This is a genomic window from Flavobacterium daemonense (assembly GCF_007341385.1).
Lineage (GTDB): Bacteria > Bacteroidota > Bacteroidia > Flavobacteriales > Flavobacteriaceae > Flavobacterium > Flavobacterium daemonense.
In genome coordinates this window covers 77,279-93,783 of sequence record NZ_VJYD01000008.1, presented here as the reverse complement: position 1 = coordinate 93,783, position 16,505 = coordinate 77,279, and the positions used below count along the sequence as shown (strand labels likewise).

The window sequence follows — 16,505 nt, the reverse complement described above, 5'->3', positions numbered from 1 at the left end:
AAAGAACTTAATTTTTAATTTCTTTTTATAGCCTGATTGTAAATGAAATCGAAATAGGGTAATTGCAATTCAGGTCTATAATTTAACTGATAAGTTTGAAAAGCATTTATTCCCATTTGTTTTTTTTCTAAAACTGAAAGCCTATTAAATTTCGCAACTATTGCTTTTAAATCTTTTGTACAATCCGGATCAAATAAAAATCCGTTTGAACCGTCCGAAATCAGAGAAGTCATTGCTCCTAAATTTGAAGACAAAACGGGTGTAGATGCTGAAAATGCCTCCAATATCGTCATGGGCATACCTTCATACCAAACAGATGGAAAAATCAGAGCTTGTGTCTTTTGCAGTTCTTTCGAGACTTGTTCGTTAGTTAATTTACCTAGATAGCATATATTCGCATGTTCTTCTGCAGTATCTAAAACCAATTGCTTAGCAGGTCCGTTCCCTGCAATTTTTAGTTCGAAAGGCAATTCCTTAAAAGCTTCTAATAAATTCTTAATCCCTTTTTCTTCAGACAACCGACCTATGAACAAAAAATAATTCTCTCTCTCATTAAGCATCAATTCTTTACACTTGTCAGTAAAATTGGGTTTGATTATAAATCGTTCTTTTCGAACTCCAAAATTAGATTGTTCAAAAAGATTGATCGCAAATGATGTTAGGCATACATAGGAATCGATTTTTTTCCAAGTGCCAATTTTTTTATGAAACCAAACCACAAACGATAGCCAAAATGTTAGCAAAATAGAAGAACGATATACTTTATATCGAATAGCTTTCCAAGGAAAACTTTGATGCAAACTCTCTGTAAATAATTTACCTTTATATAAAAGAATTCCTGAAGGACACAACAAACGATAATTATGAATCGTATGAAAAACCGGGACACCTAACTTCTTAACTTCCCGAAATACTAATGGCCCTATAGCAAAATGCCAATTGTGAACATGCACAACATCAGGATTAAATTCCCTAATTTTTTTTTTTATTATACTAGCAGAGTCAATATTCCAAATTGAAAACAGAAATTGAAAGGCTCCCTTCCAACCATCCTGGTTTTGAAACCTCAAAACTTCAACGACGTGGTTTTGTTTTAATAATTCTAGTTCCTGTTCCAATACGGCATCTTCTCCGCCTTTGAGTTGATAATGAGAATGAACGAGAAGGATTTTCAATTTTTAAAAAATGAATTGATAATTTTATATTGTAATCTCGAGCTAATTGAGAAAGGTCTTGTGAATTGTTTAATTATTACAGGTTCTAAACAAAAATCATAACTAAATCGAAATTCAGTCGTATTACTTTTGTCTAATAAAGTTTCATACCTATTAAATTTTTCTTTTGTATTGCAAGCATCAGCAGAATCAAAACCTATATTATCAATTTTTGAAACAAAAGGATGAATCGAAAATAAATTATTTTTAAATTGATGATAACACCATCTAATAGCCCAAGAATTTATTTTTCCTTGCATTTGACGATCTAACATCGTAGACATATCAGAACCCATTTTATTAAAGTCTCGTCTTGATTTACGATTGTTATTAAATTCATGATAATCGGCAATTTCCCAATCAATGTTTTGCCAACGATTTTTCCATGTTGCCCAACCCCAACTTGATGAACGAGTTGTAAAATAAACATCCAAAGAGCTTTTTCCGCAATTAATTGGTATGCTAAATCCTGTTATTGAAAATACTTTCTCAGCTTCCTTATAAAAATTTAATGCCTGATTCATAAAATCCAAAAAATTAGGGGAGCTCACCAAATCATCCTCCAGAACAATAACGGTTTCATTATTTTTTAATATCTGGTTAACACCTTCAATTATGGAAGTTGCCAATCCCCTATTAAATTCTGATTCAGAAATTATAATCTTTTTAAACCCCTCAATAGTTTTAATATAATTCCTTACGTCATTAACGGCATATTTTTCTTCTTCATTTTTTGCGGCATCTAAAAAAACATACAATTCAGATTCTGCAGCTAGATTATTTTTTTGGAGTGCTTCGACTGTTTTTATTAAGGTATCTAAACGCTTGTAACAAAAAAGAGCTATCGGTGATAATTTACACATTTGCTCTTTTTGTTATTTCCTTTAACTGTTTTTTCATAACGTAATATGCCTTTAGCTTTAGACTCAATTTGGGAATTGTGAATATTAATTTTAATTTATCTACAAATTGCATAGAATCATTTTTACTAACTGAAAAAGAATTTTGGGACAGATAATTGAATAACTTTTTAAAGCCATGTCTTTTTTCTGCTGGCAAATGCCAAATAGCGAAATATTGATCATTATAATTAACATTCCTATAGGTTGTTGGATCTGTCCAAATTCTTTTTATATAATTATTAGCAATGTTATTTTCTTCTTTTAGTTTGAAATAAATATAACTAAGTACATGAGCTTCCTCGTTAAGAACTAATTCATTTTTAAGGTGAAAAGAAATTAATTTTGGCCACAAGGAATTAAATTCAGTGCATACTTTTTTAACCCCAAAAATATTAGTTGCAAAAAACTCCCCTGCGTAATAATCTGGTGTTTTATTAATTGTCATGTTTTCAATATTTTCAAAAATATATTTCATATCATTTCTCGAAATACCATTAATTAAATGTGACTCCGGATAATCTAACTTATAGTGAATAAATTCTTTTGAGTTTAATTCATCAAACATATTATTCAAAGAACGTGTTATTATACAATCAGAATCAATTAAACAAAACTTATCATTATCATTGAAAAAACTTGAATTCGAAATAAATTCAAAAATCGAAAATTCATAAAATTGATTTCTCCAATCTTTATAATATCCCTTCGGCGTTTGAAAATCAAAAGGAGCGTTATGAAACTCAATATTCAACTTTTTAAATAATTCTGTGTAATTAATTCCATTTATTGTGGGTAAAATATCAGTATTTGAAAATACAATAAGACGCAACTCAGGATTAAAATAGCGTGCAGTATACATACTACATGCTATACATTTCCAGTATATAGATTGAATTTTTGCATCGGATGACATTCCTTTCGAGGAAGGAAAATATGATGCATTGTCTTTCGAATCAATACATATCCATGTGGCTAGAATATTCATAGAGTTCTTTTAATTATTTCGGGTATAAATTATGGACGAAAAATAAATAAGACAAAGCTTCAAATTGACTGATTATTTATCTTCGAGAACTGTTTATTAAGCTAAATTTTTGTAAAAAAATATTGAAATTAGTTCTTTATCTCGTTATAATGATAACTCTCAATTTGTAAACCTACCACATAACCAAGTTTTCCAAATTGATTAGCTAATTTAACAACCATTTTAATAAAATACTTATATGGCATTATTAGTGTCCCTAGTACTAATATAAAACTAAAAATTAAGCCCCCAATTATGCTATAGACCAATTTTATGCTCGCTATTATTGCATTATTGTTCTGAAAAAGATTACCAGCATAGGTGGAACCCGAACGGTAACCTCTTTTATAAAACCAAGTTATTTTCAACCTTTGTTGATCTTGCGTCTCGTAAATAATCGCATCATTTGAAAATACAATATTTGCACCCTTAGACAATAAATAATTAAAAAACTCGGAATCCTCTCCTCCTGTATGATTAAATTTTAAAAGAAAAGCTGGAGTTCTTAGATTAAATAATTCTCTTTTTACCAAAGTATTTCCAGTATATCCATCATTAAAAGTGGCTTTCTCTCCAGTAATTCTACTTTTTCGCTTAAAATAGGAACTTTGCCTTATATATAAAGGGAATGTTGACGGAATTTCGTATTCCACTTTCCCTAAAACAACATCTGCTTGATATTTTTTATGACAGTAAATCATATTTGATAGCCAATTTTTGTCGGCATATTCATCATCATCGATGAAAACAATAATTTCTCCACTAGCTTTTGAGATAGCCATATTCCTAGCATGCGATAATCCTCTTAATGGTTGAAGAAAATATTTAATCCTGCCATTATATTTTTCAATGATTTTTATTGCAGTTTCTTCAGGGTCATTATCAATAACAATAATTTCAAAATCATAGTTTGCATTTTGATTTAGAATTGATTCAATACATGTTTTTAATAATGCAGGTCTTTTATATGTACAAATAAGTATTGAAATCATTTAAAAGTTTTTAGTCTAGATAATCGAGTTTTGATAAAACGAAAAATCCCTTTACCTTTTACTACAAAGCTTTTAGCATGTTTTTGTTGGATCATTAGTGATTCCTTTTGTGCATTTGACCAATTAGAAGTAGACAAACTAGCTTCATGTTCTCTAAAAACTACTAAATACTGCTCTATTTGACATGGGATGTACTTGTCCGAAATTCTTAGTAGCAAATCATAATCCATGGCATATTTATAAGTTTCATCAAACATTCCTATTTCGTCATAAACAGATTTTTTTACAAAAACAGTCGGATGAGGAATATTAAAAGTATATTCAAAAATATCCTTAGAATAAAGAGCGTTGTTTTGAAAAGATAATTGACGTTCTTTTTTTCGAACTAAATTTCCATAAAGCCATTTACAATTTAATTGCATGAATTTTGAAACTACTAATTCTAAAGTAGAGCTAGAATAATAAAAATCATCTGAATGTAAAATTGATATTATTTCACCCGATGCATGCTCTATTCCGTGATTCATGGCCCTACTAACACCTCCTTTTATATCAGTAAAGACCTTTTTAATATTATATTTTTTTACAATTTCCAAAGTTTTATCTGTTGAACCACCATCAACTATTATTATTTCATAGTCATGAAATGTTTGCTTTCGAATAGACTCAAGACATTCTTCTAAATATTTCTCACTGTTCCAAGTACAAGTAATTATTGATACTATTGGCATTGGTAATTATTTTTTTCTTGTTGATTAAATTATATCTTAAAACAAAACCTAAAAATACAATCACATGAAAGACAACTAGGTCAAAAAGAATTTCACTAAAACTTAAAATCAAAATTGACAGCAAAAAAGCTAAAGCCATCATCGTGTTTCTTCCATTTAATTTACATAACACATAAAATGTGTAGTAAATCCCAAACAAATAAAAAAGCAAAAAGAAAATTCCTCTTTGTACTAACAAAGCGGTAAAACCATTGTTTCTTAATACATTTTTATCTCTGGTTCCAATTCGAGTTCTTTTATCTGTTCCTTTACCAAAAACAAAATACTCTGGTTTTTCTGTAATTTCCTTCCAATCAAGAATCATACTGGCTATTCTTGAATCTCCTCCTTTATCAAAAATAGTTTCATTTCTATCAGAATACTCTGATGTTATTTTCTTCTCTAGGAATGATGTATTATTGTATATCGTAAAAAATATTCCGAGAAAAATTGTAATTAATAATATTTTAGAATGAAGTTTTATCTTATCCGAAAACAATAATATCATAATCATTAAAACAACAGCAGCAATGTACCCAGTAGATGAAAACGTCGTTATTAAAGTAATTAAACTAACGATGAGATATTTATTTTTGGTGTCCTTAAAGATGATAATATTAAAAATGATTGAGAGAATGAGTAGGGCAGCAAATATTGTTGGTTCCCAAAAAGGTCCATTATTACGAACATTGTAAAAATTATAATCAAAATTATAAAAGATAGGATTTACTTGTGTTATGTCACTGTCATAAACTAAATATTGAAGTTTGAAGGCAGGGTCAAAAAAAGACTCTATCTTTTTCACTAGTGATTCGGAAATTATCAACATTGTAAATATAACCAAACTCACGATTGAGAAAAAGTGAATAATTTTTATGTATATAATTAAAAATGAAAATCTACATTGATTAGCAAAACCAAAACCAATGATAAATGAAAACAAAACAGTCCTAACAACAGATATATCATAATCAGGTGCAAAATAGAATAAATGATAGATTTCTAATAAAAAGAGGGAAAAAATTAAAAATAAAATTTGTCTGTATTTTATTAATTCCCCAACGTGAAAGACAGCTAAAAAAAAACAAATATATCCAATAAAAACATTTCTTAATAAAGGAATTGTTGAGTAGCCAATTATTAAAAAAACATACAAATAATTGATGTTTTTTCTTTTAAACAAAAATTTCATTGATATAGTTCAATAGATCTAAACTCCGTTTTTAAATAAAGGATAATATACTAACGTATAAACTTTTCTACTTCAAAAATTTTTTTTTCTACTTCTTTTAATTTCTCGTCATTATAATCCCACCACTTAGTAACCATCAATTTTTCTATTGTTTCCTTTGGGAAACGAAATTTAATTACTTGAATCGGACAACCAACTGCAATGGCATATGGAGGAATATCTTTATTAACAACAGCACCCGCACCTATTACTGCTCCGTTACCAATTGTCACGCCGTCTAATATTGTAACATTTGCTCCAATAAAAACATCATTTCCAATTATTATCTCTTTTCGTTCATCAATTTTAGTTTTACTAGAAAAAGAAAATTCAGCTTGCTTTTGAGATGAATAGAAAACTGGTGATGTTGAAATCCCTTGCAGAGGATGAATTCCCCAACCACAAATTAAATTTGGTCCTATTGAACAAAATTTACCAATTTTTGTATATGAAATACTCGAATTCATACTAATGTATGTGCCTCTGCCGACTGATATTTTATTGATAGAGCAAGGGCTATAAATTTTAGCTTCCTTACTAATTTCTGAATCGAAAATTTTTAGTGACAAACAATCCCAATTGACCTCTTTCCTAGTTAAAACTACTTTTATAAGTTTATAAATATTTTTAAAAATATATGTTAAATTTATTTTCCCCATATTCCTGTCGCAGTATTATTTAATATTTTTTTACATTGGATAGAAAAAACAACACCCATAATCAGAAACAGTATTGCATTAGAGAAAGTGATCCCAGCTAATCCTATTTTTTTTCCTAAATAAACAGCAATAGGTATATTCATGACCGCGCTGATAACAACTAAGTAAAGTTGTAATCTAATTTTGCCTATTCCATTTAGCAAAAAAACATGAATTGTCTGCCAAGTATATGCAAGTACATAAAATGTCATAGCTATAGACAATCTTAAAGGTATTTCAACTTTCTCTCCTAGCCATAATCTAAAAACAACTGGAGATATGATTAGTAAGAATACAGTCAGAACTACCAACAATAACCAGTATTTTTGCATTTTTAAAATTATTTCATTTATCCACTTCAAATCGTTTTGTGCATATGCATCAGTGAATGAACTCCAAAAAGGGGTAATAATTATTGTAAAAATCATTATAATAACAGAAAAAAGCTTGTATGCGATATTAAAAACCGTCACTTCTTTAGGTCCAAATAATTGCGTAATGACAATGTTGTCTGTTTGAAACAGTACTACGGCACCAATCTGAATGATAAAAAAAACACCTCCAATACTTAAAAGTTCTTTCGTATATTTTAAATCAATTTGGTTATAGGTAGGAGCCAAATCAGAAAGACTTGTCTTAAATAACCAGATTGTAAATACAACCTGTACCAAAAGTGGTATTCCTAACAAAACCATAACCAATTTAATTAGGGTTGCTTTTGTATATTTAGATAACACAAAAATAATAAGTAAACTAAGAAATGATCCAATTAAACTAATCAGAGATGATTTAGCGGATTTATGATTCGCAATCAATATTGTGTTAATTAATTGTATTACAAAAGAAACACAAAAAAAGCCAACAATAATAAGAACAACCTTTTCTAATGATTGATCATCGTGCGATATATTTAAAATAAATTTCCAATCCAAAAATGGGTTTATACAGAAAAAAAGTAAAAATATAAATGCAGAAATTAAAGTTAATAATGCGTAAGTGGTACTAATATAAATCTGACTTTTTTTGATTTGATTCAAGGCTTTTGCCTCAGCCAATTTATTTTTTAATCCATTACCCAAACCTATATCAAAAAAACTAAACCAACTAATTAAGGAACTCAAAGTTAACCAAATGCCATATTGTGTTGGATTAATATAGTTTATCGTCATAGGAATCAGTAATAGTCCTACAAAAATACTTCCGGCTTTTATTAAAAACGAAGCTGCAATATTTTTTTTTGCTAAAAGTGTTCTACTATGCCCTTCAGAAAAAAAAGAATTAAACTTCAATTGTATTTTTTTAAACATTTATAAAATAAATTTTATTTACTCTCGTTGAATATTTCTTTTATTATTTTATAAAATTTTTCCTAATTAAAAAGTTCTCGCTTTCAAAAAATCTTTATTGACAGTATTAAAAAAAATTAGACCAATTTCAAATCATTTTCCATCATCTCCTTCACCAAAGCCACCAAATTGTATTGAGGTTTCCAACCAAGTTTTGTTTTTGATTTGGTAGGATCTCCAATCAACAAATCGACTTCAGTAGGACGGTAATAGTCAGGATCTACACGAACTACCACTTTACCAATTTCAAGTTGATATAACGGATTATTGCAAGAAGCCACTTTTGCAACTTCATTTTCATTCTCACCTTCAAAAGTAAGTGTGATACCAACTTCAGAAAATGCCATAATTACAAAGTCACGAATATAAGTGGTTACTCCTGTTGCGATGACATAATCCTCAGGAGTATCTTGTTGCAGAATCCTCCACATGGCTTCAACATAATCCTTGGCATGTCCCCAATCTCTTTGTGCATTTAAATTCCCAAGATAGAGACAATCTTGTTTTCCTTTCGCTATAGCTGCTGTTGCCATAGTTATTTTACGGGTCACGAAAGTTTCACCACGTCTCGGCGATTCGTGATTGAATAAAATTCCATTACATGCAAACATGTTATAGGCTTCACGGTAATTTTTAGTAATCCAAAAACCATATATTTTGGCAACTCCATAAGGAGAACGTGGATAAAAAGGAGAATTTTCATCGTAGAATCCCTTTTCATTTTTATTTTCTGGCATACCGCCATAAAGCTCGGAAGTTGAAGCTTGATAAATTCTTGTCTTTTTTTCCAAGCCCAATATTCTTACCGCTTCTAATATTCTTAAAGTACCAATTCCATCAACATTTGCCACATATTCTGGAGAATCAAAAGACACTTTTACGTGAGACATTGCACCTAAATTATAAATCTCATCTGGCTGAACTTCTTGAATAATGCGGATAATATTTGTAGAATCTGTCAAATCACCATAATGCAACATAAAATTTACGTGTGTCTCATGTTGATCTTGATAAATATGATCTATTCGTTGTGTATTAAAAGACGAAGCACGTCTTTTAACCCCATGTACTTGATATCCCTTTTCCAGTAACAATTCTGCTAAATATGATCCGTCTTGACCTGTAATTCCTGTTATAAGTGCAATCTTTTGTGTGTTCATTTACTGTTTGTTATTTTGATTTGTCACTAGCTTTTAGCTTATAGCAAAATTTAATTTTTATTTTAAATCTTCTCTAAAAACTACATTTTTACTTGTTTAAAAGTGGTTGCATTTTCTAAAAACCAATCATACGTTTTTTGAATTCCATCATGAAGTTCTATTTGGTGTTTCCAACCTAAATCATGCATTTTAGAAACGTCCATTAATTTTCTTGGGGTACCGTCTGGTTTACTTGTATCCCAAATAATTTCGCCTTTATGTCCTATAATTTTTTGGATAGTTTCTGCAAGTTGTTTAATCGTCAAATCTGTGCCCGTACCTACATTGTACAAATAATCAGGTAATCTATTTTCTAAAGCAAAGACTACTGCGCGAGCCATATCGTCTACGAATAAAAACTCTCGCATTGGAGTTCCGCTACCCCACAGGGACACGGGTGCATGATTATTAATTTTGGCTTCATGAAATTTTCTAATCATTGCGGGTAAAACATGTGAAGTGTTTAAGTCAAAATTATCATGAGTGCCGTACAAATTAGTAGGCATTAAACTCACAAAGTCCTTTCCAAATTGTTTTCGAATTGCCTCGCATGCTTTTACACCTGTTATTTTTGCTATGGCATACCATTCGTTTGTAGGTTCAAGTGAATCAGTCAACAAGTAATCTTCTTTTAAAGGCTGTTGAGCTAATTTTGGATATATGCAAGAACTCCCAAGAAAAATAAATTTTTGAACATTATTTTGTAAAGCAGCATCAATTAAGTTATTCTGAATTTGCATGTTCTCCATAATAAATTGATATGGATAGTCATTATTTGCCAAAATACCTCCTACACGAGCTGCCGCATCGATAATAACCTCCGGCTTTTCTTGACTCATAAAATCAAGAACTTCTTGTTGATTTCTAAGATCTAATTCTTTACTAGACTTTCCTATTAGATTGTTAAACCCTAGAGTTGACAATGTTCTCCAAATTGCACTTCCAACCATTCCGTTATGTCCTGCAATGTAGATTTTGCTATCTTTATCCATTCGATGATTTATAATTATTTAACCCTGCTTAACTCTTTTCCAGCAACTTCTTTTCTTAAACCACTGCTTGAAAAACGGTGATCTCTCTTATTAAAGTACAATTCAATTCCTTTTGATTCACAAAATGATCTTCCAGAAAAATTTTTATCTTTATATTCATCTCCAAGTATACGAACATCTATTTTAAATGCACGCAAAATATCATCTAAATCTCGTTCTGTAGTATAAGGAATAATTTCATCAACAAATCTACAACCTTTTAGTTGTATATATCTCTCTACAACAGTTTGAGTTGGGCTGTTTTTTTCAGGACGGTCTAAGGCTGGGTCGGTCTGTAAGCCAACTATTAAATAATCGCATTGGCATTTTGCTTCTTCTAACATCTTGATATGTCCGGCATGCAAAAGATCAAATGCACTAAATGTAATTCCTATTCTCATGTTTAAAAATGCATTTCTTTTCAATATTACAAAATTACAAACTTCAATACACGGCTTCGCCCTTCCGACTCCCATAAGTTGAAATTTGACAATCACATATGAGACGTATATCGAGTATTTTTTATGAGTTTATTTTTACTGTTATTTTTCTTTTGAATATTTTTAAAAAGAAAATTTAACAAAAATAAACTTACTTTTATTTTCGTAACATACTTATTAACAAGAGTACCACCAAAATATTTGCTTCAAAAGTACTATACTAATTTGAATACTAAAAGGCGCAAAGTCAGAATTGTCCTAACTTAATATAAATTAACCGTCAACCTATAGTTTTCAGCTAGCTGTGTAATTTTAAAAAATACTTAAAAAAATATTTTTAAAAAGAAAAATCAACCAAGTTCACACTATTAAAAATTACTTTTGCTTAATCTATTAAAGAAATTTTTTACAAATGAAAAAATCACTTTTCTTTTTTTTATTACTCTTTAATTTTACCTATTCTCAGATTAAGGGCTGTACTGATTCTAATGCAAGCAATTTTAATTCAACGGCTGTTATAAACAACGGAAATTGTCAATATCAATCTTTTAAAATAAAACCAAAATATTCAGTAAGGTTAAGTGATACAGTTAAAGAAACTTCTGGGCTAATTTCGTTTAACGGCTTGATTTGGACACATAATGACGATCACGATAAACATATTTATGGATTAGACACATTAGGCATAATTCAAAAAAGAATTTTCTTGGATAACACCGCAAATCACGATTGGGAAGAGATTTCGCAGGACAGTTCTCATATTTATATTGGCGATTTTGGAAATAATAATACCGGCAATAGAACCGATCTAAACATTTTAAAAATCAATAAAAAAACTTTCTTTGATGAAAAGCCAACAATCGAAATCATTTCCTTCAAATATTCGAATCAAACTGATTTTTCATCGAAAAAATCCAATAGTACAAATTTTGACTGTGAAGCTTTTATAGTAACTAAAGATAGTATTTTTCTTTTTACAAAACAATGGCAATCATCTAAAACGAGTATTTATACGTTGCCAAATCAATCTGGAAATCATATTGCTCAATTAAAACAAACATTTGATACAAAAGGCTTGGTAACAGGTGCAACCTATTTAGAATCAAAAAAACTTATTGTCCTTTGCGGTTATTCAAAATTTGGCAAACCGTTTCTTTATTTATTATATGATTTTAAAAACAATGATTTTCTGTCGGGAAATAAGCGCAGAATTGACCTTCAACTTCCATTTCATCAAATTGAAGGAATTACAACTACAGATGGTCTTCATTATTATTTAACAAACGAAACATTGATTCGGAAACCTATTATAAATGTTCCAGCACAAATTCATTATTTAGATCTGAATCCAGTTTTAAAATCCTATGTTCACAAATAATTCGCAAATGGGGAGATAATAGTTTACTTTTGCAAAAAAGTTATGTTTTCAAAACTTCATAACTTACATTTTATAACTTAGAATTTACAAAGTGAATTACTTATCTGTAGAAAATATATCGAAGTCTTTTGGTGAAAGAGTCCTTTTTGACAACATTTCTTTTGGAATCAATAAAGATCAAAAAATTGCATTTATTGCCAAAAATGGTTCTGGTAAAACTACCATTATGAGCATAATTAATGGCTTAGACGAGCCAGATACTGGTCAAGTTGTTTTGAGAAAAGGAATCAGAATGGCATTTCTTTCACAGGATAATAATCTGCAGGATGAACTTACAATCGAAGAAAGCATTTTTGCTTCAGATAACGAAACACTGAAAGTAATTGAAGCGTACGAAAAAGCGCTTGAAAACCCAAATGATGAAGAAGCTTACCAAAAAGCTTTCGACGCCATGGACCAGCATAATGCATGGGATTTTGAAACGCAATACAAACAAATTCTGTTCAAATTAAAACTAGAAGATTTCAAACTAAAAGTAAAAAATCTTTCAGGGGGACAAAAAAAACGTCTTTCTCTGGCTATCATATTAATTAATCGTCCAGATTTATTGATTCTGGATGAGCCAACCAATCATTTAGATCTCGAAATGATCGAATGGCTTGAAAGTTACTTTGCTAAAGAGAACATTACCTTATTTATGGTAACGCACGACCGTTTCTTTTTAGAGCGTGTTTGCAATGAGATTATCGAATTAGACAACGGAAAATTATACCAATACAAAGGAAATTACTCTTATTATTTAGAGAAAAAAGAAGAACGAATAACTTCTGAAAATTCTAGTATTGACAAAGCTAAAAACTTATTTGTAAAAGAATTAGAATGGATGCGTCGCCAGCCAAAAGCGCGAACAACCAAATCTAAATCACGTCAGGATGATTTTTATGTAATTAAAGAAAAAGCTCAAAGTCGACGTAAAGAAAACAAAGTCGAGCTTGAAATTAATATGGAAAGAATGGGAAGCAAAATTATCGAGCTTCACAAACTTTCTAAAAAATTCAAAGACCGTGTTATTCTGGATAATTTCAGTTTTGATTTTCAGCGTGGCGAAAGAATCGGAATTATTGGCAAAAACGGAACTGGAAAATCAACTTTCTTAAATCTTTTGACCGGAACAATTCCGCCAGACAATGGCCGAGTTGTAAAAGGTGATACAATCAAAATTGGTTATTATACACAATCTGGAATTAACCCAAAACCTGGACAGCGCGTAATTGATATTATAAAAGAATATGGAGAATATATTCCGTTAGCAAAAGGAAAGATTATTTCTGCTTCACAATTATTGGAGCGTTTTCTTTTTGATGCTAAAAAACAATACGATTATGTCGAAAAATTAAGTGGAGGTGAATTAAAACGTTTGTATTTATGTACGGTTTTGATTCAGAATCCGAACTTTTTGATTCTTGATGAACCTACAAACGATCTGGATATTGTAACACTTAATGTTCTGGAAAGCTTCCTTTTAGATTATCCGGGATGTTTATTGGTGGTTTCGCACGACCGTTATTTTATGGATAAAATTGTCGATCATTTATTTGTCTTCAGAGGACAAGGCGAAATCGAGAATTTCCCAGGAAATTATTCTGATTTCCGTGCTTATGAAGACAGTGCCGATGTTGCTCAAAAAGAAGAAAACAAAGCGGAAAAGAAAGATTGGAAACAAAATAATCCGACTGGAAATCTAAGCTTTAACGAGCAAAAAGAATATCAAAAAATTGAAAGAGAAATTAAAGATTTAGAAATAGAAAAAGGCAAAATCGAACAATTATTCTCTGACGGAAAAGTTGCCGATGCTGATATTGAAAAGAAAGCAAACGAACTGCAAAATATCATAAATAAAATCGACGCAAAAGAAGAAAGATGGTTTGAACTTTCTGCAAAGATTGAAGGATAGTTTTTTTGTTTCAAGTTTCAGGTTTCAGGTTCGAGGTTTACTACATAATTGTTAAAAAGATGCCAAATAACTGAAACCAAAAAACGAATTAAATATATTTATGGCATCAAAAAAATAAAAATACCACAATGAAGAAATTACTAACTGCATTATTAACATTAACCCTTTTTATTTCTTGCACAAACTCTGATAAAGATTTTACTACAACTCCTCCAAAAGATTATTCTGCAGAAAACGAAAAACAGATTACAGATTATTTAGCTAAAAATAACTTAACAGCCCAAAGATCAGATTCGGGATTATATTACATCATTACAGAGCCCGGAACTGGCAAACAGCCTGACGCAACATCTTCTGTAACGGTTGCGTACAAAGGTTATTTGACAAACGACAAAGTATTCGATCAAAGTGTAAATGGAGCCACTTTTTATTTAAGTAAAGTTATTCCTGGATGGATCGAAGGAATCCCGTTGTTTAAAGAAGGTGGAAGCGGAAAACTTTTCATTCCAGCACATTTAGCATATGGCGATTACAATGTTGGCGCAATACCAGCAGGCTCGGTTTTAATTTTTGATGTGAAATTAATTTCTGTAAACTAATTTCCGTATTTATCATTAAAATTTCGAAATGTTTTTTCAAATAAAATCTTATCTAAAATTCCTTTGGAAATCTAAAAACGAACATGCTGTTCATTCACCTTTTGTTTTTAATTTGCTTACAAAATGTTTTTATGATAAGAAGCCAAAATCTGAATATAAACTGCTTGAGAATTACAGAAAATCATTTTTAGAGAATAAAAATTTCATTGAAGTAACCGATTTTGGTGCAGGCTCAAAAGTTTTCAAATCCAATAGAAGGCAAATTTCAAAAATCGCTAAGACAGCTGGAATTTCTTCAAAACGTGCGAGATTACTATTTCGCGTTACAAATTATTTTCAGCCTAAAAATATTCTCGAAATCGGAACCTCTTTAGGGTTAGCAACCGCAGCTTTAGCCTTAGGTAATAAAGATGCAAAAGTCATTACATTAGAAGGTTGCCCAAATACAGCTAATCTTGCCCAAAATCAATTAACAAAGTTTGATTGCAATAATGTAGATTTAATTGTAACAGAATTTGAGAATTATCTTCAAGATCTTCAGTTGAAACTGAAAACACAAACCGAAAACTTTGACTTAATATACTTTGACGGAAACCATTCTAAAAAAGCAACTTTAGCTTATTCCGAGCTTTTATTGCCCACAATAAATAATGATTCTGTCTGGATATTTGACGACATTCATTGGTCTCAAGAAATGCAAGAAGCTTGGGAAATTATTAAAAACCATCCAAAAGTTAAAGTAACAATTGACACTTTTCAATGGGGGTTTGTATTTTTTAGATACGAGCAACCAAAAGAACACTTTATAATTAGAGCATAAAAAAAGACGATCATTTCTGATCGTCTTTTTTTTACTAATTCAAATATTTAATCCTTATTTTTTAGCGTCTCTGTTTTCTTCAGACTTCGCTCCCATTCTGTTTACAGTATACATTGGAGCAAATTTAATTTTCAAACCGGCAATTTTTCTATTGTCTTCAGCAGTCAAACCTTCTTTTTCAACAGTATTTTTTCGGCTATCCAATGCTTCGTACAATAATTTGATTTCATCCCAGTCTTCTCTTGAATAACGATCTTTATTATTTTCAACCGTGTGAACAAATTGCTGATACACACTATGAATATTTTGGGCATTTACCCAAGAAAAACTCATATCATCTCCAATTTTTCCTTCCCCGAACAAAGCGTTACGCAATTGTTGTTTTGGACTTGGAGCTGGTGGTGGCGGTGGGGCAAAAACGGCGGACATTTCTTTTTTAAATTCCTCGTATTTAATTTTACTCGTATTTACTTTTTCAGTTGCAGCTGTCTTATCTTTTAAATCTGCCAAAGCTAACTCAGCTTCTTGCGCTCTTTTATCATATTCAGCATCAACACTTTTCCAGTCGGCTTTCAAATCTTCTGCTGCAACATTTTTTACTGAATCGACATAGGCTACATAAGAGTCTACTGTTTTTTGAGCTTTTTCTTGTTTTTCATCTTTACACGATGTAAAGCTCAAAACTATCACTGCTATTCCTGATAATAATTGTATGCTTTTCATAATTCTGATTATTTTTTAATTAATAGATAAACAAATGTACCGAAACATTAATCTAAAAAAATTACATTATTATCATCTTTAAAATAATAAAAACATAATAAATCTATAAAATCTCACATATAATGTTAATAATATAATATTTATCAAAAATTATATAACAACTTACAAACTCAAACAACGTATT

General features: G+C 30.2%; 16 protein-coding genes. 4 read left to right on the top strand and 12 right to left on the bottom strand.

The features are described 5' to 3' along the window. Positions 1–14: 14 nt before the first annotated feature. The 11 genes from FND99_RS12000 to FND99_RS11950 all read right to left on the bottom strand — a co-directional run bounded on the left by FND99_RS12000 (position 15) and on the right by FND99_RS11950 (position 10,808). Positions 15–1,175, bottom strand: coding sequence for a glycosyltransferase (locus FND99_RS12000; protein ID WP_144338204.1), 1,161 nt, complete (start codon positions 1,173–1,175; stop codon positions 15–17). After that, positions 1,172–2,077 carry a glycosyltransferase family protein gene (locus tag FND99_RS11995; protein WP_144338203.1) on the bottom strand — a complete coding sequence of 302 codons (906 nt, stop codon included), beginning with the start codon at positions 2,075–2,077 and terminating at the stop codon, positions 1,172–1,174. The genes FND99_RS12000 and FND99_RS11995 overlap by 4 nt, the downstream gene beginning before the upstream one ends. Then, positions 2,070–3,101 (bottom strand): hypothetical protein, encoded by a 1,032-nt coding sequence (locus FND99_RS11990; RefSeq protein ID WP_144338202.1) that lies wholly within the window; start codon positions 3,099–3,101, stop codon positions 2,070–2,072. Before FND99_RS11990 ends, FND99_RS11995 begins: the two co-directional genes overlap by 8 nt. Positions 3,102–3,229: 128 nt before the next feature. Continuing rightward, entirely contained in the window at positions 3,230–4,132 is a 903-nt protein-coding gene (locus FND99_RS11985) for a glycosyltransferase (RefSeq protein ID WP_144338201.1), read from the bottom strand. Beyond that, the gene (locus FND99_RS11980; RefSeq protein ID WP_144338200.1) at positions 4,129–4,863 is read right to left on the bottom strand and encodes a glycosyltransferase family 2 protein; all 735 of its coding nucleotides are present in this window, start codon (positions 4,861–4,863) and stop codon (positions 4,129–4,131) included. Before FND99_RS11980 ends, FND99_RS11985 begins: the two co-directional genes overlap by 4 nt. Then, positions 4,823–6,094, bottom strand: coding sequence for an O-antigen ligase family protein (locus FND99_RS11975; RefSeq protein ID WP_144338199.1), 1,272 nt, complete (start codon positions 6,092–6,094; stop codon positions 4,823–4,825). The genes FND99_RS11980 and FND99_RS11975 overlap by 41 nt, the downstream gene beginning before the upstream one ends. A 50-nt stretch (positions 6,095–6,144) precedes the next feature. Beyond that, complete coding sequence (locus tag FND99_RS11970; protein WP_144338198.1) at positions 6,145–6,792, bottom strand: CatB-related O-acetyltransferase; 648 nt, start codon at positions 6,790–6,792, stop codon at positions 6,145–6,147. Continuing rightward, positions 6,780–8,138 (bottom strand): lipopolysaccharide biosynthesis protein, encoded by a 1,359-nt coding sequence (locus FND99_RS11965; RefSeq protein WP_144338197.1) that lies wholly within the window; start codon positions 8,136–8,138, stop codon positions 6,780–6,782. Before FND99_RS11965 ends, FND99_RS11970 begins: the two co-directional genes overlap by 13 nt. Positions 8,139–8,254: 116 nt before the next feature. Further along, on the bottom strand, positions 8,255–9,337 hold the full coding sequence (gmd, locus tag FND99_RS11960) for a GDP-mannose 4,6-dehydratase (RefSeq protein ID WP_144338196.1): 1,083 nt from the start codon (positions 9,335–9,337) through the stop codon (positions 8,255–8,257). A gap of 80 nt (positions 9,338–9,417) precedes the next feature. Next, on the bottom strand, positions 9,418–10,368 hold the full coding sequence (locus FND99_RS11955; RefSeq protein WP_144338195.1) for a GDP-L-fucose synthase family protein: 951 nt from the start codon (positions 10,366–10,368) through the stop codon (positions 9,418–9,420). A gap of 14 nt (positions 10,369–10,382) precedes the next feature. Beyond that, positions 10,383–10,808, bottom strand: a complete 426-nt coding sequence (locus tag FND99_RS11950) for an adenylyltransferase/cytidyltransferase family protein (protein ID WP_144338194.1) — start codon at positions 10,806–10,808, stop codon at positions 10,383–10,385. Positions 10,809–11,259: 451 nt separating this feature from the next. Here FND99_RS11950 and FND99_RS11945 point away from each other — a divergent pair, with 451 nt between their 5' ends. From FND99_RS11945 to FND99_RS11930, 4 genes are all read left to right on the top strand, one after another. Continuing rightward, positions 11,260–12,225: a T9SS C-terminal target domain-containing protein gene (locus FND99_RS11945; RefSeq protein WP_144338193.1), complete on the top strand. Its 966-nt coding sequence runs from the start codon at positions 11,260–11,262 to the stop codon at positions 12,223–12,225. 91 nt (positions 12,226–12,316) lie between these two features. After that, on the top strand, positions 12,317–14,179 hold the full coding sequence (locus FND99_RS11940) for an ABC-F family ATP-binding cassette domain-containing protein (protein ID WP_144338192.1): 1,863 nt from the start codon (positions 12,317–12,319) through the stop codon (positions 14,177–14,179). A 128-nt stretch (positions 14,180–14,307) separates the two neighbouring features. After that, entirely contained in the window at positions 14,308–14,778 is a 471-nt protein-coding gene (locus FND99_RS11935; protein WP_144338191.1) for an FKBP-type peptidyl-prolyl cis-trans isomerase, read from the top strand. Between the two features lie 28 nt (positions 14,779–14,806). Next, positions 14,807–15,598 (top strand): O-methyltransferase, encoded by a 792-nt coding sequence (locus FND99_RS11930; protein ID WP_144338190.1) that lies wholly within the window; start codon positions 14,807–14,809, stop codon positions 15,596–15,598. 54 nt (positions 15,599–15,652) lie between these two features. On the opposite strand, the gene FND99_RS11925 is transcribed toward FND99_RS11930, so the two are convergent. Further along, a complete protein-coding gene (locus FND99_RS11925) occupies positions 15,653–16,321 on the bottom strand; it encodes a DUF6565 domain-containing protein (protein WP_144338189.1) in 669 nt (222 codons plus the stop codon). Between the last annotated feature and the right edge of the window lie 184 nt (positions 16,322–16,505).